General features: G+C 64.9%; 11 protein-coding genes and 5 pseudogenes. 4 read left to right on the top strand and 12 right to left on the bottom strand.

What is annotated here, in order from left to right:
• Window positions 1-345 precede the first annotated feature (345 nt).
• The 7 genes and pseudogenes from OL599_RS22195 to OL599_RS22220 all read right to left on the bottom strand — a co-directional run.
• Complete coding sequence (locus OL599_RS22195; protein WP_264716216.1) at window positions 346-1,398, bottom strand: alpha/beta fold hydrolase; 1,053 nt, start codon at window positions 1,396-1,398, stop codon at window positions 346-348.
• A 35-nt stretch (window positions 1,399-1,433) separates the two neighbouring features.
• Window positions 1,434-2,552, bottom strand: coding sequence for a thioredoxin family protein (locus tag OL599_RS22200; RefSeq protein ID WP_264716217.1), 1,119 nt, complete (start codon window positions 2,550-2,552; stop codon window positions 1,434-1,436).
• A gap of 79 nt (window positions 2,553-2,631) precedes the next feature.
• A complete protein-coding gene (locus OL599_RS22205) occupies window positions 2,632-3,921 on the bottom strand; it encodes an epoxide hydrolase family protein (RefSeq protein ID WP_264716218.1) in 1,290 nt (429 codons plus the stop codon).
• A 96-nt stretch (window positions 3,922-4,017) separates the two neighbouring features.
• Entirely contained in the window at window positions 4,018-5,421 is a 1,404-nt protein-coding gene (locus OL599_RS22210; protein ID WP_264716219.1) for an epoxide hydrolase family protein, read from the bottom strand.
• Window positions 5,422-5,423: 2 nt separating this feature from the next.
• Complete coding sequence (locus tag OL599_RS22215; protein ID WP_264716220.1) at window positions 5,424-6,641, bottom strand: epoxide hydrolase N-terminal domain-containing protein; 1,218 nt, start codon at window positions 6,639-6,641, stop codon at window positions 5,424-5,426.
• A gap of 380 nt (window positions 6,642-7,021) precedes the next feature.
• Window positions 7,022-7,234 (bottom strand): annotated as a pseudogene (locus tag OL599_RS26190) (IS3 family transposase); the annotation flags it as partial.
• Window positions 7,219-7,663 (bottom strand): annotated as a pseudogene (locus OL599_RS22220) (helix-turn-helix domain-containing protein); the annotation flags it as partial. The pseudogenes OL599_RS26190 and OL599_RS22220, both read right to left, overlap by 16 nt.
• A gap of 119 nt (window positions 7,664-7,782) precedes the next feature.
• Between OL599_RS22220 and OL599_RS22225 the strand changes: the two are divergent.
• The 3 genes and pseudogenes from OL599_RS22225 to OL599_RS22235 form a co-directional block, all read left to right on the top strand.
• Window positions 7,783-8,391: pseudogene (locus OL599_RS22225) on the top strand (transposase); the annotation flags it as partial.
• A 138-nt stretch (window positions 8,392-8,529) separates the two neighbouring features.
• Entirely contained in the window at window positions 8,530-9,129 is a 600-nt protein-coding gene (locus OL599_RS22230) for a nucleoside deaminase (RefSeq protein WP_264716222.1), read from the top strand.
• Window positions 9,130-10,004: 875 nt separating this feature from the next.
• A complete protein-coding gene (locus OL599_RS22235) occupies window positions 10,005-11,228 on the top strand; it encodes a leucine-rich repeat domain-containing protein (RefSeq protein WP_264716224.1) in 1,224 nt (407 codons plus the stop codon).
• Between the two features lie 449 nt (window positions 11,229-11,677).
• On the opposite strand, the gene OL599_RS22245 is transcribed toward OL599_RS22235, so the two are convergent.
• Together OL599_RS22245 and tnpC are read right to left on the bottom strand one after the other, a co-directional pair.
• Complete coding sequence (locus OL599_RS22245; RefSeq protein WP_264716246.1) at window positions 11,678-12,256, bottom strand: 2'-5' RNA ligase family protein; 579 nt, start codon at window positions 12,254-12,256, stop codon at window positions 11,678-11,680.
• A 5-nt stretch (window positions 12,257-12,261) separates the two neighbouring features.
• Window positions 12,262-13,536, bottom strand: a pseudogene (gene tnpC / locus OL599_RS22250) (IS66 family transposase); the annotation flags it as partial.
• A 95-nt stretch (window positions 13,537-13,631) separates the two neighbouring features.
• Here tnpC and OL599_RS22255 point away from each other — a divergent pair.
• Window positions 13,632-14,668, top strand: a pseudogene (locus OL599_RS22255) (IS701 family transposase); the annotation flags it as partial.
• 195 nt (window positions 14,669-14,863) lie between these two features.
• On the opposite strand, the gene OL599_RS22260 reads toward OL599_RS22255, so the two are convergent.
• The 3 genes from OL599_RS22260 to OL599_RS22270 are packed head-to-tail and all read right to left on the bottom strand — an operon-like array spanning window position 14,864 to window position 19,441.
• A complete protein-coding gene (locus OL599_RS22260) occupies window positions 14,864-16,366 on the bottom strand; it encodes a M81 family metallopeptidase (RefSeq protein WP_264716226.1) in 1,503 nt (500 codons plus the stop codon).
• Window positions 16,363-17,949, bottom strand: a complete 1,587-nt coding sequence (locus tag OL599_RS22265; protein WP_264716228.1) for an ABC transporter substrate-binding protein — start codon at window positions 17,947-17,949, stop codon at window positions 16,363-16,365. Before OL599_RS22265 ends, OL599_RS22260 begins: the two co-directional genes overlap by 4 nt.
• 1 nt (window position 17,950) lies before the next feature.
• Window positions 17,951-19,441, bottom strand: a complete 1,491-nt coding sequence (locus OL599_RS22270) for an ABC transporter substrate-binding protein (RefSeq protein WP_264716229.1) — start codon at window positions 19,439-19,441, stop codon at window positions 17,951-17,953.
• Window positions 19,442-19,447: the final 6 nt, after the last annotated feature.

The raw sequence follows: 19,447 nt of genomic DNA on the forward strand, positions 1-19,447 counted from the left end.
GGTTCAAGAACCGCGCCTGATCCTGCCGGCTAACTCTCCACCAGCGATCGGCCGACGCTGCTCACCGCTCCTCCACCTACGGCTCCGGAGCGGCGAACAGCGTCAAACTACGCGCACCGTAAGAGGGGTCACTTTTGGACGCCGATCTGGGGTCCCTTTTGCACGCCGATTGACAGATGCGCAGGAGACAGGCCCGCGGCACCCGCAGCTGCAATTCCCATCGCAGCGGTGCTCAAATGCTGGCGCCGGTCCTGATTGATAACTTCGCAACCGTTCGCGCGCACATCGTGAATCTCCCTGGCTTGGTTGAATTTCGGTAGCCGAGCTGCGGCTCGGCTGCGCCGATCAACTTGCGGCGATATCGACGACAGCCTCGGCAAACGCCTGCGGAGCCTCCTGGGGCAGATTGTGCCCGATCCCGCCCTTGATGAGCCTGTGCTCATACTTGCCCGCGAATTTCTTGGCGTACGAGCTGGGCTCCGCGTGTGGTGCGCCGTTGGCATCACCTTCAAGCGTGATGGTCGGCACCGTGATAACCGGGAATGCGGCCAGCCGCGCTTCCAGGTCGTCGTATTTCGGCTCGCCTTGAGCCAGGCCGAGCCGCCAACGGTAATTGTGAACCACGATCGCGACGTGATCCGGGTTGTCGAAGGACGCTGCAGTGCGATCAAACGTGGCGTCATCGAAGGCCCACTTCGGTGACGCTAGCTGCCAAATGAGCTTCGAAAATTCGCGCCGATATGTGTCATAGCCGGCTCGGCCGCGTTCGGTGGCAAAATAAAATTGATACCACCACTCGAGTTCGGCCTTCGGCGGCAACGGCATCTTGCTGGCTTCCTGGCTGCCGATTAGATAGCCGCTGACGGAGACCATGGCCTTGCAGCGCTCCGGCCAGAGCGCCGCGATGATGTTGGCGGTTCGGGCTCCCCAGTCAAAACCCGCGAGGAGGGGTCTTTCGACCTTGAGAGCATCCAATAGGGCGATAGTGTCGACCGCCAGCACCGATGGCTGGCCGTTCCGGGCGGTTTCGCTTGAAAGGAAATGCGTCGCGCCGTAACCACGGAGATATGGGACGATCACGCGGTAGCCCGCTTGTGCGAGCATGGGCGCGACATCGACAAAGCTGTGAATGTCGTAGGGCCAGCCGTGCAGAAGAACCACAACGGGCCCGTTCGTGGGACCGGCCTCAGCGTAACCCACATTCAGTGCACCCGCATTGACCTGCTTCAGCGGTCCGAACGACGTGTTTGTTCCTGGCTTGATTGCAGGCATTGTTGTCCTCGCCCCTTGTGCTGCTGCAGGACCGATCATCCCGATCTGAGTGGCGATGATCGCCATCGCGGCGCTGCCAAAGAAGCGGCGTCGATCTTGGTTGATTTCCTCCACAATCTTATCCATTGGGCAGCCTCCACAATTGATCATTGCGCGGCGGATCAGCCGAACGTGAAAGCAAATGCCTCTACGCCCGGAGCAAGAAACTCGATCTGGAACTGTCGATCGGCGATGGGCTTGGGTTGTCGGATCAGCTGGTACAGCCGCTGTTTTGTCACTGTGCCGTAGCCTTGTTCGTCAACGTCAATTCCGTGAGCCGCACCTGGCGGCCGTCCATCGATCAGCACGCGAAATCTCACGGACGTTCCCGGCACTGCCGGGCCCATGACGAGATGAAGATCGCGGGCATGGAAACGATACGCGATGCCTCCATTGGCTTTGTTCAGCACGGCGGTTTCCTTCTGCACCGTCCAATCGCCAGACAGCCCCCATTCATTCAGGCGCAATCGCGCGGGCAGTTCATACATGCGAGGTTTATCCAGGAACGCCCCGCCGGGCGACGCAAAATTCTCGGTTCGTTCGAACCCGACATAATTTTCTGGAGACTTCAGGCTGCTCCAATCGGCGGCCGCTTCGATACCGCGGCCATCTACCGACACGAGTTCACGATCGATCCCGCCGATTCCGGTCTCTGCCAGCAACTCTTGAATGATCATTTCCGACTGTTCGTACGCGCCTTCGCCGAAGTGATGATACCGAACGCGCCCCTGCGCATCGATGAAATATAGTGCCGGCCAATATTGATTCTTGAAAGCACGCCATATGACATGCTCATTATCCACTGCGACCGGATAATTGACCTGCATCGCTTTCACGGCTGAGCGAATATTGTTGATGTCTTTTTCGAATGTGAACTCTGGCGCATGGACGCCGATTACTACTAGTCCTTGATTCTTGTATTTCTCGGCCCAGGCGCGGACATAGGGAAGTGTGCGCAGCCAGTTGATGCAGGTGTAGGTCCAGAAATCGATGAGGACGACTCTTCCGTGGAGAGCCGCCGCCGTCAGGGGCGGCGAATTGGACCACTCGTTCGCACGCTCGAGAGAAGCCAACACGGGTTCACCAGAAATTGGGCCAGTGGGTAATCCGTGAAGGAACGGAACCCGTATCTCTGGGGATGTTGGCGGCTGTGGCATGTTTACGTCTTCTCCAAAGCCTGCAGCCGGCGTCCCGATCGCGGTGGCGAGTACCGCAGCTGCCAAGAGCTTGTTGGTCCTCATTGATGAATACCCTTCTGGATTCCGATCGATGTTGCCGCAATTGCACGGAAGCCGGCACCCACAGCGCGCGCCGAACGCTTCAGATCGATTTGCGGAGCGATCGGAACGCTTCTCGAAGCTCGGCACTGAAGAGCTCCGGCTGCTCCCACGCGGCAAAGTGACCGCCCTTGTCGACCTCGTGGAAGTAAATCAGGTTGCGATAGGCGCGCCGGGCCCATGTCTGTGGAGCTTGATAATACTCGTCCGGGAAAACCGTGATGGCGACCGGGAGCGAGATCTCGTCGGTCTTCTGCGTGGCCGCGTTAACAATGGGCCGGCCGCCGTTCTCCCAGTACAGCCGCGCTGCCGAGGTCGCGCTGTTCGTCAGCCAGTATAGCGAGATATCGTCGAGCACGTCGTCCTTGCTGAGCAAGCGCTCGGGCTCGCCGTCATTATAGTCATAGATGAAGGCCGCAAGCCCTGCAGGCGAATCCGTCAAGGCATAGCCGATCGTCTGCGGCCGCGTGCCCATCATCGCGGCGTAGGCTCTCTTCTTTTTATATAGATTGTCGAGCGCGACGAACGCCGCGCGCTCCTTGTCGGAAAGTCCCGCCGGCGCCGGCCCTCCGCTGGCCAGTACAGCGGCCACGTCGGGCGGAACCGTTGCCGGCAAGTTGATGTGGATGCCGAGCAATCCTGCCGGTGCCTGGAGCGCCATCGCTTCGCTGATGGGCGACCCCCAGTCACCGCCCTGGGCCACGTAACGGGTGTAGCCAAGGCGCTTCATCAGCTCTGCCCAGGCTTGGGCGATATGGTCGGGGCCCCAACCGGTACCCGTCGGCTTGCCGGAGAAGCCGTAGCCGGGCATCGATGGGATGACGACGTTGAACGCGTCCTCGGCACTCCCGCCGTGCGCAGTGGGATCGGTGAGCGGACCAATGGTCTTGATCTGCTCGATCACCGAGCCGGGCCAGCCATGGGTGATGACCACCGGCAGCGCATTGGGATGCTTCGAACGAACGTGAATGAAGTGAATATCGACGCCGTCGATCGTGGTCACGAATTGCGGCAAGGCATTCAACTTCACTTCCGCCTTGCGCCAGTCGTAGGCGCTGCCCCAGTACCTAACGATCTCCTGCATCTTGGCCAATTGACCACCCTGCGACCGATCACCGACGGTCTCCTTGTCGGGCCAGCGGGTTTCACGGATCCGGCGTTGCAGGTCGGTTATCGCCGCTTCGGGCACATGGATACGGAACGGCCGGATCGATTTGTCCTCATTTGGCGGGACGCTCGTTGCCGCGGGCATCTGCGCAAAGGTCTCCGCACCGCTTTGCGCCGACATTTCCGCGTGAGCTGCGGCAACCATGGCTGACAGCGACAGCGACAACGAAAGGACACATATTCTGATCACGGCAATTCTCCTTGAGACGGCTCATCGGTGGAAGCGGACGGCGCCCGAATGACGCCGACCGCTTCCAAGGTTTCAGCGCAGCGGTTTGAACGCGGCCCTGAGCTCCAGGACAAAGAGCTCCGGCTGCTCCCAGGCCGCAAAGTGCCCGCCTTTGTCGAGCCGGTTGTAATGAATGAGTTTTGGAAACGCTTTCTCTACCCAACTCCGCGGGGCTGCATAGATCTCGTCGGGAAAGACGCTGACGGCAACCGGGATGGCAATGTGCTTCGGCGCAAAAAAGGCAAGCTTATTTTCCCAATACAGACGAGCCGAAGAAACCGCCGTGTTCGTCAGCCAGTAGAGCGTGATGTTGTCGAGGATGTCGTCTCGCGTAAGACCCTCAGGTTGACCGTCAAAGACGCGTGCGATGAGCGCATAACTGCGCGCGTCGTGGTCGAGCATCCAAGCGGCGAGGCCGACGGGCGAATCCTCGATCCCGTACAGCGTCTGAGGGCGGTTCCCCATCTCCTGGGCATAGGCCACGCCGTGCTTGTAGAAAAAGTCGAGCTGATCGTAGGCATGCCTCTCGTCGGCTGAGAGGCCAGACGGCGGCGGGCCGCCGAATTGGAGTGCCTTTGCAACGTCGTCTGGTACAGTGGCAGGCATGTTGGTGTGAATGCCGAGCAATTCCGGAGGTGCCTGCAGGGCCATCTGCTCCGAGACTGCATCACCCCAATCGCCGCCTTGCGCCACAAATCGCGTGTATCCGAGGCGCTTCATCAGCACGACCCAGGCGCGTGCTATGCGAACAGGGTCCCAACCGGTGGTGCTGGGCTGCCCTGAAAACCCGTGGCCCGGCAGCGACGGAATCACGACGTCGAAAGCGTCCGATGCACTCTCGCCATGTGCCGTGGGATTCGTCAGCGGGTCGATGATCTTCAGCTGCTCGATGATCGAGCCGGGCCACCCGTGCGTGATGATCACCGGCAATGCATTCTCATGTTTGGAACGAACGCGGATAAAATGAATGTTCAGCCCGTCGATATTTGTCGTGAATTGCGGCAAGGCGTTCAACTCCGCTTCGACCTTGCGCCAGTCGTAGTCTGTCTGCCAATAGCGCGCGAGTTCGCGCATCGTCGCGAGCTGCACGCCTTGCGATGCATCTGTTACCGTTTCCCGCTTAGGCCACTTTGTCTCGGCGATCCGCCTGCGGAGGTCCGTGAGAGCCTCGTCGGACACATGGATCCGGAACGGGCGGATCGACGTGTCGTCCGCGGTCGGCGCTGCTGCGGCCGCGCCGATCACGGAAGCTTGGGCAATCGCCGCGCCGGGGCTCGAGCTGACGGGCGCCTGCGCAACGGTCTCGGCGCCGCCTGGCGCGGGAGAAGTCGTTGCGGTGTGAGCGGCGGCCGCAGGAACAAAGATTCCGATTGCTCCAACCAATGCGGAGGTCGCAAGGCACTGGCGCTTGCCAATCACCGAGTAGGGCCCGGACATGATCATTCTCCTCGTCTGTGAAGCGGCGACGAAACGCTGCCGACACACCTGTGAAATTCGAGGGGTGCGGACGGCGGGGGCGGGGAGGGAATCCGTCCGCGTCCCCTAGCTCCGCGTAGCGACCTGAAGGCCGCCCTCAATTCCTGAGCGAAAATCGTCGGCTGCTCCCACGCGGCGAAGTGGCCGCCCTTTTCGGCTCGGTTGTAATAGATGAGCTTGGGGTAGGCCCGCTCGGTCGAGCTCCGCGGGGCCTGATATTGTTCGCCAGGGATTACGCTCATAGCAACCGGGATGGAGACACCTTTGGCGTCGAAATAGCTGAGCTTGTTTTCCCAATAGAGACGAGGCGCCGAGACACTCGTGTTCGTCAGCCAATAGAGCGTGATGTTGTCGAGAATCTCGTCCCGCGTTACTTCGCCCGTGGCGCTCGTGGTCCGGTTGAGAGCGGAGTATACCGCCGCCGCGGGTTGGCCATCACCGTCATTATGGTCCAGGAGCCAGGCGGCGAGGTCGACGGGTGAATCCGCAATTCCGTATAAGGTCTGCGGGCGCGTTCCCGTCAACCTCGCGTAGGTGACTTGCTTGACGGCTTTTTCCAGCTGCTCATACGCGCGTCGCTCCTCGGCTGAGAGCCCGGAAGGTGGCGGGTCGCCGACCTGGAGCGCCTTCGAAACGTCGGCTGGAACCGTGCCGGGCATCGACGGGATGACGACCTCGAACGCGTCTTTGGCCTTCCCGCCGTGCGCGGTTGGTTCGGTCAGCGGTCCGATGAGCTTGATCTGCTCGAGCACCGAGGCCGGCCAACCGTGCGTGATGATCAGCGGCATGGCGCTCACATGACGCCAGCGGACGTGGATGAAGTGAATGTCCACGTCATCGATCGTTGTTGTGAATTGAGGCAGGGCGTTGAGCTTGGTCTCAGCTTTGCGCCAGTCATAGTCCGTCTCCCAAAAGCGCACCGACTCCTGGAGTTTCGCGAGCCGTATGCCCTGCGACTGGTCATTGACCGTCTCGCGGTCGGGCCACCGTGTCGCCGCGATGCGGCCGCGGAGATCGACGAGTTCCTCTTCCGGAATGTTGACGCGGAAGGGACGGATCGCGTCGCCTTCGGCTGCTTTAGCCGCGCCCACGGGAAGCACATTCAACCAACCTGCGGCAGCCGAGGCAGTCGAGGCAGCCAGGAGGTCGCGCCGGTTCGGGAGCGATGACGGCTCCGACATTGATCTTCTCCCTTCGTTCCGGTCGCCACAGGTGGCGATCATCGAGATTGGCGAGCGGACGACCGCGGGACTTCGACGGTCTTGTGTGCACAAGCCATCGCAGCGCAGTCGTCCCTAGACCACTCTCATACGTCGATGGAGGCTGCGGCTCGTCCGATCAGGTCCTCCTCCCTCGGGTTACGCAACCACTCGGTTCAGGAGCGACGTCGGCAAAGCTGTCGATCAAAAGCGGCTCGTCGGGAGTCCAAGTCCAACGCAGGGACGTTGATTGAGTGAAGAGGATAGGCCTTGGTGGCCGGCCTAACAAGCGGCGCCGTTGGGGGCGTGCCCCCCATGATCGTCGATCGTGAGATGGAGTGCGCCCCTGACGGTGGACTGTATCAAGCCGCCGTTTTGACCGTCTGCCGGGCGTGTTGATCCTCGAACTGCGCAGGGCGGATATAGCCTAATGCGGAATGGAGGCGTTTTTCGTTGTAGACCTCGTTGATAAAGCGCGGAAGGTCGGCGATGGCGTCCTCGAACGTCTCGTAGGCGGCCAGGTAGACGGCCTCGACTTTCAACGTCTTCATGAAGCTCTCGGCCTTGGCCTTCTCCAGGGCGACCAGTTGGCATTCGGTGAGCACGCCGCCGTCCTGGGCGACCTTGGCCTCGAGCGCCTTGAGCCGCTTCTTCCTGGTCTCGAGATCGTGGCGCAGCCAAATGCAGCGGACGCCGAAGGGGGAGACCTCGGTGCCACGCTTCTTCAACTCATTCGCGGCGCGGGCCTGGCCCCAGGCGGGTTCGTCGATGGCCATCGCCACCACCGCTGCCTCCACCTCAGGCGCGGCGCGGTTCTTCAAGTTCGGCTTGGAGCGCGTGATCTCCGCCAGCGCCAGGTCGCCGCCCTTCTCGTAGAGGTCCCGGAAGCGATAGAAGCTGTCGCGCGAGTAGCCCATCATCCGACAGGCCTGGGTCACGCTGCCCAGCTGCCCGGCCAGCTCCAGCAGGCCGATCTTGGCCTTGGTCACCTTGCGTTCGGTCATCGTCATGGCGGTTTCTCCGGTGATACCGGCCGGAGCGCTGCGCTTCAAAAGGGCTCCGCGCCCCGGCCTACATCCCCACCAATCCGGGTGACCGTCAGATAACATCAAGACTTCTACAGCTGACCGATACCGGCAAGCTGGCGCTGGACATTCCCCGCGACCGGCAATCGACCTTCGACCCGCAGCTGATCGCCAAGTACCAGCGCCGGTTCCCGGGCTTCGACGACAAGATCATCTCGATGTATGCGCGGGGGATGAGCACGCGAGAGATCGTCGGCCACCTGCGCGAACTCTACGGCATCGAGGTCTCGCCGGACCTGGTCAGCGCAGTGACCGACGTGGTGCTCGATGAGATCGGCGCCTGGCAGGTGCGGCCGCCGAAGCCGCCCTGGCGGCCTTCGAGGCCGGAGACTGAGGCCGCAAATATCCCGCCATCGGCCAGGCCTGGCGGCGGGCCTGGCCCGAGGTCATCCCGTTCTACGCCTTTCGTGATTGTGTCCGCCGACTGGTCTACACGACCAACGCCATCGAGGCACTTGAACGCGAAGCTGCGTCGGGCAGTCCGTACCAGGGCACATTTCCCGACCGACGTGGCCGCGCTGAAGCTGCTGTTCCTGGTCTTGATCCGGGCCGAAAAGGAGTGAACCGTGCCCGCCAGGGAACGGGGCATGGTCAAGGCACAGTTCGCCATCCTCTTCGGCCAGCGCTTCACCCAGACCGTGGCCTGATCGTGTGCAACTCCCTCCCGCACACGAAATTCATGACCGTCCCGTGACCGGTCGGGTCAACCCTTTTCTGGTAGCAGGCCGTGCTTGCCTTCCTGCCCCGAACCCCCAGAATTGACCAGCCTCACAAGGATACCACGAATGGCGCTCCCGTCCGATACCGCGACCCATCCCTCGATCGACTTAGTGCGGCGCCGGACGATCCTCGCCGGCCTCGCTGCCGTGGCCGGCGCCACCCCGAGCGCTCCAGCCCGCGCCGCCACCGCATTCGCTGCCATCCCTATGGCGACGCACGAGCGCGGCATGCGCCTCGCCATCGCCGAGGCGATGAAGAACCCGCGCTTCCCCTTCGGCGCCGTCATCGTCCGCGCTGGCACCGAAACCGTGCTGGGCAACGGCGTGAACAATTTCCGCGGCAACCCGGTGCTGCACGGCGAGATCGCCTGCATCAACGACTACGTGGCGCGCAACGGCAACACCGGCTGGGACGACGTCGTGCTCTACACTACCGCGGAGCCCTGTGCGATGTGCATGAGCGCGCTGGTCTGGTCCGGCATCGGCGGCGTGGTGTTCGCCTCCTCGCTTGCCACCGTGATGCATTGGGGCCGCGGCGAATACGGCATCGATATTCCCGCCCGCGCGGTGGTCGAGGCTTCTCGCGGCTACAACGGCACGCTGCTCGGCGGCGTGCTCGCCGCCGAGACCGATGCGCTGTTCGCCAAAGCCGGCGCGCTGGATTAGCGCTACTTCGGCAGATTCTGGGTGGCGTTGCGGTTTTGGGATTCCTGCGGCGCGGTTTGGCATGATTTATAGACGGTCGGCTGCGAAGAGGGCCGACCATGGAAAAGCACTGGAGAGCCGAGCTGGAAAGCTAGCTTGCGCCGCTTCTTGAGGATTTGCAGCATAAGTGCAGGGCACGGATGTGCCCAGCCCAGAGGGTCTTATGTACTTCTGCGAGGCTGTGGTCTAATGCAGTTGTATGTCTTCGCTCGCCGGTGCACCCCGCAAGTCCTACCCATCTGACGTCAGCGACGACGAATGGTCGCTGGTTGTGACCTGACCCCATTTCTCGTTCAGTCGTAATAAGAGGCCGGGGTTGATTTGATCCTTGGTTGTCGCGGCTGGCAAAAGGCCGGCGTGCGAAGTGGTCCGAGTTCGCAGTTCGCCGGCCGGCCTCTCCGCAGAGGCCGCGGGCGTGGATCGAAGGTCCACTTGGCCGTCGATATGCTGGGGCACTTGCTGGCGCTGCATGTTACGCCAATCACCCCGCCTCAAACAGGCGAAGCGGGAAAAAAGATTCGCCGGCCCGCCACCCCGCCCGAGCCTTCCAGCGATCCACACCACCATTATCGCCAAACTCCAACAACCGCCTCCCATGTGATGCCCGCATTGCCGCCGATCCTTTCCCCTGCATATCTGCCAAAGTAATGATGGGCTGATCCGACCGGGGCGTACCAGTACGGCTGGCAAGTAGGAGCCAGCGTCGGTTGGGATTCTTCAGTGCAAATGTTCTACAAATACATCAGCGATCGGGGGTTCTATAGACATTGCCTAGGATTTCTGCCAGTCGTTGCACCGGCGCCCGTCCGGGACCGGCCGCATTGGGGGAAGACGACGTGACACTGCAAATCACTGGCGGCAGGCCGCCACTCAGCCTGCACAAGGCTCGCGCACTCGTCGCGGTGATGGCCCTGCTGCCGGGCCTCGCGGTGCCCGCCGCCCTGGCGCTGCGCCCGGCGCCGGCGCTGGCGCAGGAGGCGGACCCGGCGGCGAAGCTCGCCGCGCTCGGCCTGCTGGTGGAGAAGCTGCCGGCCGGAACCGGCGCGAAGGCGACCCACGCCTACCAGCCCGGCAAGCTCGCCGAGGCGGTGCCGCTGCTGAAGGCAGCGGGGGTGGTGACGCTCGACCTCTCGCGCACCCGCACGGCCGACATCGCGGCGCTGAAGGACCTGGCCGGGCTCGTGGAGCTCGACCTGTCCCAGACGCCGGTGACCGATCTGGACGCACTGCGCGGGCTCGCCACGCTGCAGAAGCTCTATCTGAACGGCTCGCCGGTGGAGGATCTCGAGCCGCTGAAGGGGCTGACGGCACTGACCGAGCTCTACGCGGCGGGCACGCCGATCGTCTCGCTGGAGCCGCTGGCCGGGCTGAAATCGCTGCAGCGGCTCGGCGTCGCCGACAGCCAAGTGGTGAGCCTGGAGCCGCTGAAGGGGCTGTCCGGCCTGCAGCGCCTCTATGTCAGGCGCACGCCGCTGGCCGACCTGTCGCCGTTGAAGGGGCTGACCGGGCTGGTCCAGCTCGACGTCTCGGGCTCGCTGGTGGCCAGCCTCGCCCCGGTCGCCAGGATGACGGCGCTGCAGGACCTGTTCGTGGGTGGCACCAAGGTGACCGATCTCGGCCCGATCAAGGCGCTGCCAGCGCTGATCCATCTCGACCTGTCCCATCTTGCGGTGACGAAGCTCGATGCCATCAAGGGGCTGACCAAGCTGACGCGGTTGACGCTCACCGGCACGCCGGTGAGCGACCTCGCGGCCCTGAAGGGCATGACGGCGCTACAATCGCTGAACCTGGCCGGCACGCCGGTGGCGAAGCTGGAGCCGCTGTCGGGCATGACGGCGCTGACCCGGCTGTCGCTGTCGCGCACGAAGGCGGTGGACGTCGCGCCGCTGAAGGAGCTCTCCGCGCTGGAGGTGCTCGACCTGTCGGAAACGCCTGTGACGAATCTGGAGCCGATCAAGGCGCTGCCGAAGCTCCAGCGCCTCTATGTCGGCGGCAGCAAGGTGACGAACCGCGCGCCGGTGGCCGACAAGTCCGGTCTGGTCGTCTTCCCGAAGAGCTAGAGCTAGTGTCCTGCTGACAAAATCTGGTAACCAGATCTTGGCTGCGGCGATATTGAGAAAGCTGAGGAAGGGCAGGCTGGCCTTGTCGTATCGCGTGGCGATGCGGCGGAACTGCTTGAGGCGGTTGAACATGCGTTCGACGCGATTGCGGTTACGGTAGGCGACGTAATCATAGTCGATGGGCTGCTTGTGGTCCTTCTTCGGCGGGATGACCGGCTGGCGGGCATGGCGGTCTTCTTAAGCTTCCTGGCGGAAGTTCGATTTCAGGCAAGTTCGGTAAAGGTCGAATCCCGTCCCCGCAACCAACTTGACTTGCTCGCTCAAGCGCCGGCGTCCCCGGCGCCTTTGCCGTTTGCGGCGGCCCCCGCCAAAGCCAGGATCGCCCCCAGCTCTCCACGAATCTCGACGCGCAGGGTAACCGTCCGGTCGAGGCCGTTGACGGGTCTGGCTCAAGGTTGGACTGGCCAATCGCCCCGTGTGATGTGTTTGTGTTTTCCGAGGAGGCTTTCGATGAGAAAGAACTCCCGCACGATCCAGCCGATTGGCTCGATGGACATTTCTGGAACGTCGCTGAAGTCGTAGGAGAGGGTGACGTGTGGGTTGAATATCGGATCGACGTAGCGGCGGAGCCCTGTCTTGATGAGTGCGGTGGTGAGAGCCTGTCTGAAGTCTCTGAGCGCCGTGAGCTTGTCGGAGGCCCGCAGTAGGAATTGCCCTCGCGTGCCGCCGATGCGGTCGAAGGCGATCTCGAAGGGTGGCATTCTGACGTTTGACGCGGCGGCCTGTGCGGCCGGCATGAGACTGGGCGGGATCTGATCGACGAAGTCTCCAAGATGATGAAGCGTGAGGTGCAAACGGTCCGCGTCGACGGGTCTGCCCGGCATGGTCCCGTCGATACACAGCTGTGCCATCAAACGCGTCAGGCTTTTGGTGGCAAGGGCATCCGGCCAGAGCCCGAAGAACAGCCGATACTGCGGCTGGCTGTCGAACATCCCTCCGAACGAAGGCTGTTGTGCTGGGCGCGCCATGGTGATCACCTTCCTTTCCATTGCATCAGCTCGTCGATCCGGCTGATCGGGTGGCCCTGGGCGATCTTCATGAGCGTGTCGCGGAGATAGGCCTCGGGGTTGAGGTCGTTCATCTTCGCCGTCTCTACGATCGTATACATCGCCGCTGTCCGGTCCCCGCCGCTATCGGCGCCGGCGAAGAGGTAGTTCTTCCGGCCGAGCGCCACACCGCGGAGCGCATTCTCGGCGATGTTATTGTCGATCTCCAGCCTGACGTCGGCCAGGAAGCGCGAGAGTGCCTCGCGCCGCTTGATCGTGTAGTTGCACGCCTCGGCCAGGTCGGATTTGGCCGAGAGCTTCCGAACGGTCGCGCCAGCCCAGCCGAAGAAGGCGTCGACGAGCGGCCGCGTCCTCGCTCGGTGCGCCAGACGCTCGTCAGGTGGTGCGAAGCGGGCCTTGTCCTCGATGTCGTAGAAGCCGCGGATGCGGTCGATCGCTTCTTTGGCGACGGCGGACTGCTTGGCGACCCAGCAGTCGTGGAACTTCCGCCGACAGTGCGCCCACCACGCCACCTCAATGATCCCGGCATTGGCGGCCGGACCCACCTTGGTCTGGCGTGGTGCATAGAGTGCCTCGAACCCGGCATAGGCGTCGGCCTGGAGGAAGCCGGTGAAGCCAACCAGATGCTTCGCCGGATGCTCGCCGGCCCGGTCCGGGCTGTAGAAGTAGGCGGCCGCCGGCGGTGCCGTGCCGCAGAATGGTCGATCGTCGCGGACATAGACCCAGAGCCGGCCGGTCTTCGTCCGTCCCAGCCCCGGCGCCAGGACCGGCACCGTCGTGTCGTCGCCGCGCATCTTCTCGGCCGCGAAGACGTGCCGCCTGATCCCCTCGACGATCGGCCGAAGGAGCCAGGTTGACTGGCCGACCCAGTCGCTCAGGGTCGAGCGGTCGAGGTCGACGCCATCCCGGGCGTAGATCTCGCTCTGCCGGCAGAGCGGCAGGTGATCGCAGTACTTCGAGACCAGGAGATGGGCGAGCGTCGCCGGGGTCGCGCGACCACGCGGGGTCGGCATCGCCGGCGCCGGGGCCTTGGTGATCGCATCACACGCCTTGCAGGCATACTTCGGCCGGACGTGACGGATCACCTGGAAGCGGCCGGGGATGTAGTCCAGCACCTCGGTCACGTCCTCGCCGAGCTTCGCCATCCCGCCACCGCAGGCCGGGCAGGTGCAGGCACCACCATCGGCCGGCTCGTGCACGACCTCCTGGCGGGGAAGATGCTCGCGGAGCGGCTCGCGCTTCGCCTTCGACCGGGTGCGGACCGGAGCCGGACGATCCTCGGCATCGGCCTTGTGAGCTGTTGCCGGTTTGGTGGACGGGTAGTTTAGCTCGCGGCAGCGATCTGCTCGGCCCCGACGGGCCGAAGAGCGTGCAGCCGATCGCTGTCCGGCTCGGGCTGCGCGGCCACGGCCAGTTGCATCATTTTGTCAGCGGCGCCGCCTGGGACGACGCGCCGCTCTGGCGCGTGCTGGCCGAGCAGGCGGACCGGTTGGTGGGCGGCGCAGACGCTGTGCCGGTAATCGACGACACCGGCGTTCCGACGAAGGGGACGCTGTCGGTGGGCGTTGCCCCGCAATACTGCGGCGAACTTGGCAAGCAGGCCAACTGCCAGTCGCTGGCGTCGCTCACCCTGGCGCGCCGCGAGGTGCCCGTGCCGGTAGGCCTGCGCCTGTTTCTGCCGAAGGCCTGGACCGACGACCCGGCCCCCGGGCGGCCGCGCCAGCAACCGGTGCCGAGTGAACCTGGCCAGGATGCCGCCTTGGCCCCGGCCGATCGCCGGTGGCGCCGCATCGCCTGGCGCCAGGGCAGCAAGGGCGTGCTCGCCGCCCGCTTCGCGGCCGTGCGCATACGGGTCGCCGACGGCCCAACCGTGCGTGAAGGCAAACACCTGCCGGGCGAGGAAGCGTGGCTGATTGGCGAATGGCGCCGCAGCGGCGAGCGCAAATCCCACCTCAGCAACCAGCCGCCGCGCACCTCGCTGCGCACGCTGGCCGTGACGATCAAGGCACGCCGGGTGTGTGAGCAGGTGCATCAGCAACTCAAGCAGGAACTTGGTCTCGGCTCGTTCGAAGGCCGATCGTGGACCGGATTGCATCGGCATGCGTTGATGGGCTGCACCGCGTTCGCCTATCTCCAGCATCTGCGGCTCAAAGTTGCGGCGGATCGGGGAAAAAAGCCGATCCCATGTGCCCTGCCGCCGAAACCGACGCTGCCTGAAATCCGACGCGCCGTCATCGAACGGCCGTTCAAACCGCCACTCCCACCTACCCGATGCCCGCATTGCCGCAACAGGCTGCCACCGACAAAGCCGAAAGTGCCAAAGCAGTGTTAGGTTGGCGATGCTGCAGGACCGGGGACAACGACAGTTGCTGACCACTCGCGAAGTGCAAAAGGCCCCGCCGGCGCCGCACATCCCTTCGTCGATGAACCGCCTGGTTACCGAGCAGGGCGTGTCGTCGCTGCGCGAACGATCCAAACAGTTCGAAGCGGCCAGATGCGACGGGCCAAGCTCGAGCGCGGCTCACGTTGGAACAGCAAAAGGACCATCAGTTGGTCGGATCGTCAAGCTCACGGGGGGGAGCCCTGCGGCATCCTGCGCAAGCCCGGCCGTAGCTTTTGGTACGGGTAGGCGCGCAGATCGGCCATGTGCAGACCGGGTGCCGCGGCGACGATGATGCTGCTGGCGATCGCCTCGTATTCGGCGCGGAAATGCACGCTGCTCTTGAGCACGATGATGGCGTGCTGCTCCGGCTCGATTCCGGCGTGGCGAAGCACCGCGGTATCGGCCGCCTGTAGGCGGCGCTCGGCGACCAGCACGCGCACGCCGCTGTGGCGCAGCAGCGCGGTCAGCCCGATCTCCCAGCGGTTGCCACGATACATCGGCCCTTGCGCGATAATGCGGCCATCGGTCAATGCATCGACCGTGAATTCGGCCTCGACCGGCCGCTCTGGCACGGCACCGGAATGGGCGCCCAGCAGGAACCGCGCGGTAGCGCCGGTGCCGAGCGCATGCGCCTGTCGCGCAGCCTGCGGGTCGTGCAGCAGCGCCAGCACCGCATCGGGCGCCCGGGCGTCAAGCAGTGCGCGCAGCAGGCCGACGCCATCGCCGGTGCCGCCGGCGCCGGGATTGTCCTGGGTGTCGGCGATCACCACAGGCCGGCCGCTCGCAGCGAGCGCCAGCCGCACCGCTTTGGTGGCCTCCGGCAGTGGCCGCGAGAACTGCGACTCGGCGGCCAGAGCGACCCGTTCAAGCGCATCCGCGGCGGCCTCGGTGTCCGCCCCGAGCGTCCCCAGCGTCACGATCGACGGCCCGCAATGCGCCACGTCGGCCGGCGGAAATCCGAGCGCGAGTTCTGCGCCGACCATGCCGGGCGCCGTCTCCAGCTCCCGGGCTGCCGCATAGAGCCCGCTTGCCGGCCCTCCCTCGCCGGTTGCCTGGGCGTGCAGGGGCACCAGGAACGGCAGCTGGCGAAACCCGACAGCAAAGCGCTCGCCAGCCAGGCAGCGCAGCAGCAGCCGAGCCGCGCGCGCACCGGTCCGCGCCATGTCGAGATGCGGGTAGCTGCGGAACATTGCCAGCCCGTCCAGCGCCGCCACCCGCGCCGGCGACAGATTTGCGTGAAGGTCGAAGCTCGCCACTACCGGCACGTCCGGCCCCAGCCGCGCGCGCAGCCGGCGGATCAGCTCCAGCTCCGGATCGTCCAGATGCTCGGCGACCATCGCCCCATGCAGATCGAGATAGACGCCGTCGGGTCGGAAGCCGCCCGCTATGCCAGCGACGTTGACCCCGTCGACGATCATTCCGGCGATCGTCTCGAAGGCGTCCTTTGTCACCCGCCCGCAGGGCACCGCACTCGCCCAGGCAATCGGCATCACTGTGTGTCCGGCCTCGGCCAGCACCCGCATCGCGCCTGTCACCGGTACGTTCATTCCATCGAGCCGCGTCACGATGTCGTCCCCCAATGTCAGCCCGGGCAGCGTCGCCGGGCGGAGGAACGCGTCGAGATCGCCGGGAATGGGCGAGAAGCAGTTGGTCTCGTGGAAGAAGCCGGCGACGGCGACGCGGGTCATCCGCGCCGCACGTTGGTGAACACGATGCCGCCTTTGACCATGTCGACCAGGTCGTCGCGATAGGCCGTCGCGCGCTTGATCAGACCGAGCGGGATATAAGGCACGTTCTGGAACACCTGGCGCTGGATCGCGTCGCAGATCGATTTCTGCGCCGCGAAATCCGGTGCATCGAACCAGGCGCTCCGCAGCTCCTCGAGCTTCGGGTCGTCGGGCCAGCCGAACCAGGCATCGCGGCCGTTGCCGCGCATCGCCAGGTTGGAGGCAGGACTCGCCATGTCGAGCCCTCCGAAGCCGGAATGATGGACGTTCCACCCGCCCTTGTCCGGCGGTGCCTTGCTGGTGCGGCGCTGTACCACGGTCCCCCAATCCGCTACCTGGTAATCGAGGTTGAGGCCGATCCGGCGGAACATGTCGGCGGCGACTTCGGTGATTGCCTGGATCTCCGGCACGTCGGAGACGCCCATGAACACCACGCGCTCGCCGCGATAGCCCGCGGCAGCAAGGTCGCGCTTGACCCGTTCAATGTCGCGCGGGCCGGTCAGTGCCTCCATGCCGACCTCGCTCGCCAGCGGCGTGCCGGGACAGAACGCGCCGCAATGGTCGTTCCACATGGCCGGATCGTTGCCGCCGGCGGCCATCATGTAGTCGGTCTGATTCACCGCGCCGAGGATCGCGCGGCGGATTGCCGGATTGTCAAACGGCGGGTGCAGCCAGTTGAAGCGCAGGAACTGAAGTGCTCCGGCAGGGTCGAGCACCTGCACCCGCACGCCGCGGCCGCGACGCAGCAGCGGCAGGGTGTCGGCGGTCGGCCGCTCCCACCAGTCCACCTCGCCTGATTGGAGCGCCGCCGCGGCTGTGGCGGCGTCCGGGATGATCTTCCAGACGATGCGCTCGAAGCGGGCGATCTTCGGCCCCGCGGTCAGGCTGGGCACGCCGTCGGCGCGCGGCACATAGCCATCGAACCGGCGATAGACTGCCTGCGATCCGGGAACCCACTCGCCGGGCACGAACCGGTATGGCCCACTGCCGGTCGGGTCGGTCACTTTGGTCATCGCATCGGTACGGGCCAGACGCTCTGGCATGATGCAGGGCATGTTGACACCGCTCTTGCCCAGCGCGTCCGCCAGCAGCGGGAACGGCTTCTTCAGCTGGATCGCCACCACCCGGTCGGACTCGGCGCGCAGCTCGTCAGTCGCCGCTAGCAGTGCCGAGCCGAACGCGTCCCTGCGGCCCCAGCGCTCCAAGCTCGGCACGACATCCTGCGCCCGCACCGGCTCGCCGTCGTGGAATCGAAGCCCGTCGCGCAGCGTTAGCCGCCACAGCCTGCCGTCCCGTTCGATGCTGTGCCCGGCAACCATCTGCGGCTGCGTGCGGTATTGCTCGTCCTGGCCATACAGCGTGTCGTAGACTAGGCTGCCATGTTGGCGAGTGATGGTGGCGCTGGTCCACACCGGGTCGAGGATCGCAAGGTCCGCCTGCGGAACGAAGGTCAGCACCCGGTCCTTTTCGGCTGCGGAAAGGCGCGGTGCGGCCAGCGCCACCGCGCCGCCGGCCATAGCAGTAAGGAGAGTCCTGCGTTTCATGTCAGGTCATCTCCTGCGCCAGGATTACGTCATCGGGCCGCGGCCGCCATTGCAGCCCCGGCGCCGCCGCGTAGATGAACTGATAGGCGAACAGCGGCACGGCGGCGGCCTCGTCCTTGAGGTGGGTGACGATCTTGCCGACCAGCTGCTCGCGAGCCGCCCCAAGCGCGCCGTCTGTTTCGGTCAGCAGCCGGTCTAGCGCCGGTTCGCGCCAGGCCGAGATGAAGCCGTTGCTGTCGAAGAACGCGACCAGCTGCGGGAGCGGATCGAACCAGACATTGCCGTGCGGCTGGATGAATACCGGCGCCACTCTGCGCTGCTTCACATCGCCCAGGAAGGTGCCATATTCGGTCGCCCGCACTTTCACCGCAAGCCCGACGCGGCGCAGCTGGGCGCCAACCGCGAGGGCAATTTCGCGATCGAGCGGATAGCGTCCGGCGCCGCCGGCGATCTCGATCTCATGCCCGGTCAGGCCCAGCTCCTGGATCAGCTTGCGCGCCGCCTCCGGGTCGTGCGCGAAGGCGCCGTCGGCCCCTTTTTGCACGCCCTGCACTGCGGCGCCGAATATTGTCGCGACCGGTGTCGCATAGCCCTTCATCAGGCCGCGGATGATCTCGTCGCGGTTGACCGCCATCGCGACGGCGCGGCGAAAGCGCAGGTCGTCGGCTGGTGGCACTGCGGTGTTGAAATGCACCACCATCACCCGCGTGCTGTCTGAGCGCAGTACCTGCACGCCGCCGCCCCGCGCGATGCTGTCGGCCTGGTTGGGCGAAAGGGCGGTGACCAGCTGCGCCTCTCCGGTCTTCACCGCCGAGATGCGCGCGATCTCCTCGGGGATCGCCCGGAAGGTGACTCGCGTGTAGTGTGGCGCGGGAAGGCCGCTGTCGGGGCGGGCGGTCAGCACCACGGCATCGTTGCGCCGCCACTGCTCGAGCATGTAGGGGCCGGAGCCGACCGGCGCCTCTGTCAGCTTGCCGGTAGCGGCATATTTAGGCGGCACCACCAACAGGTTGGTCATCCGCGCCTCGAACAGCGCATCCGGTCCATCGGTGCGGAAGCGGATCGCGCCGGGGCTTTCCACGATCGCCTCGACGATCTTCGTGAACAGCGGCCGGGTCGGGGCCTTGGCCGCGGGATCGACAATGCGCGCGAAGCTTGCGCGCACCGCCTCTGCATCGACCGGCTCGCCATTGGCGAAGCGGCGGCCGGCGGGCAGCTCGACGCGCCATTCGGTGGGCGAGAGGTTCACTGCCGGGCCGGCGGCACCGGGGCCGATACTGCCGTCGCCGCGCCGCGATAGCACCGATTCGTAGATGTGCTTGAGTACGTTGCCAGTGGCGGTGTCCATGCCGTAGGCGGGATCGAGCGTCGCCACGTCGCTGGTCTGCGCGATTACCACGGCGCGGTCCTGTGCGCGCGCCTGGGGCGCAACGGCGATCGCCGCCGCCCCCGTCAGCAGTCTGCGGCGTCCGATCGAAACGGGTGGGCGCATCGGCTT

This window comes from Limobrevibacterium gyesilva, from assembly GCF_025989185.1.
GTDB lineage: Bacteria > Pseudomonadota > Alphaproteobacteria > Acetobacterales > Acetobacteraceae > Limobrevibacterium > Limobrevibacterium gyesilva.

Bases quoted from the DNA above. Each gene is read 5' to 3' on its own strand.
- OL599_RS22195 (WP_264716216.1), bottom strand. From the start codon at position 1,398: ATGGATAAGATTGTGGAGGAAATCAACCAAGATCGACGCCGCTTCTTT.
- OL599_RS22200 (WP_264716217.1), bottom strand. From the start codon at position 2,552: ATGAGGACCAACAAGCTCTTGGCAGCTGCGGTACTCGCCACCGCGATC.
- OL599_RS22210 (WP_264716219.1), bottom strand. From the start codon at position 5,421: ATGTCCGGGCCCTACTCGGTGATTGGCAAGCGCCAGTGCCTTGCGACC.
- OL599_RS22215 (WP_264716220.1), bottom strand. From the start codon at position 6,641: ATGTCGGAGCCGTCATCGCTCCCGAACCGGCGCGACCTCCTGGCTGCC.
- OL599_RS22230 (WP_264716222.1), top strand. From the start codon at position 8,530: ATGGCGCTCCCGTCCGATACCGCGACCCATCCCTCGATCGACTTAGTG.
- OL599_RS22245 (WP_264716246.1), bottom strand. From the start codon at position 12,256: ATGGCGCGCCCAGCACAACAGCCTTCGTTCGGAGGGATGTTCGACAGC.
- OL599_RS22260 (WP_264716226.1), bottom strand. From the start codon at position 16,366: ATGACCCGCGTCGCCGTCGCCGGCTTCTTCCACGAGACCAACTGCTTC.
- OL599_RS22265 (WP_264716228.1), bottom strand. From the start codon at position 17,949: ATGAAACGCAGGACTCTCCTTACTGCTATGGCCGGCGGCGCGGTGGCG.
- OL599_RS22270 (WP_264716229.1), bottom strand. From the start codon at position 19,441: ATGCGCCCACCCGTTTCGATCGGACGCCGCAGACTGCTGACGGGGGCG.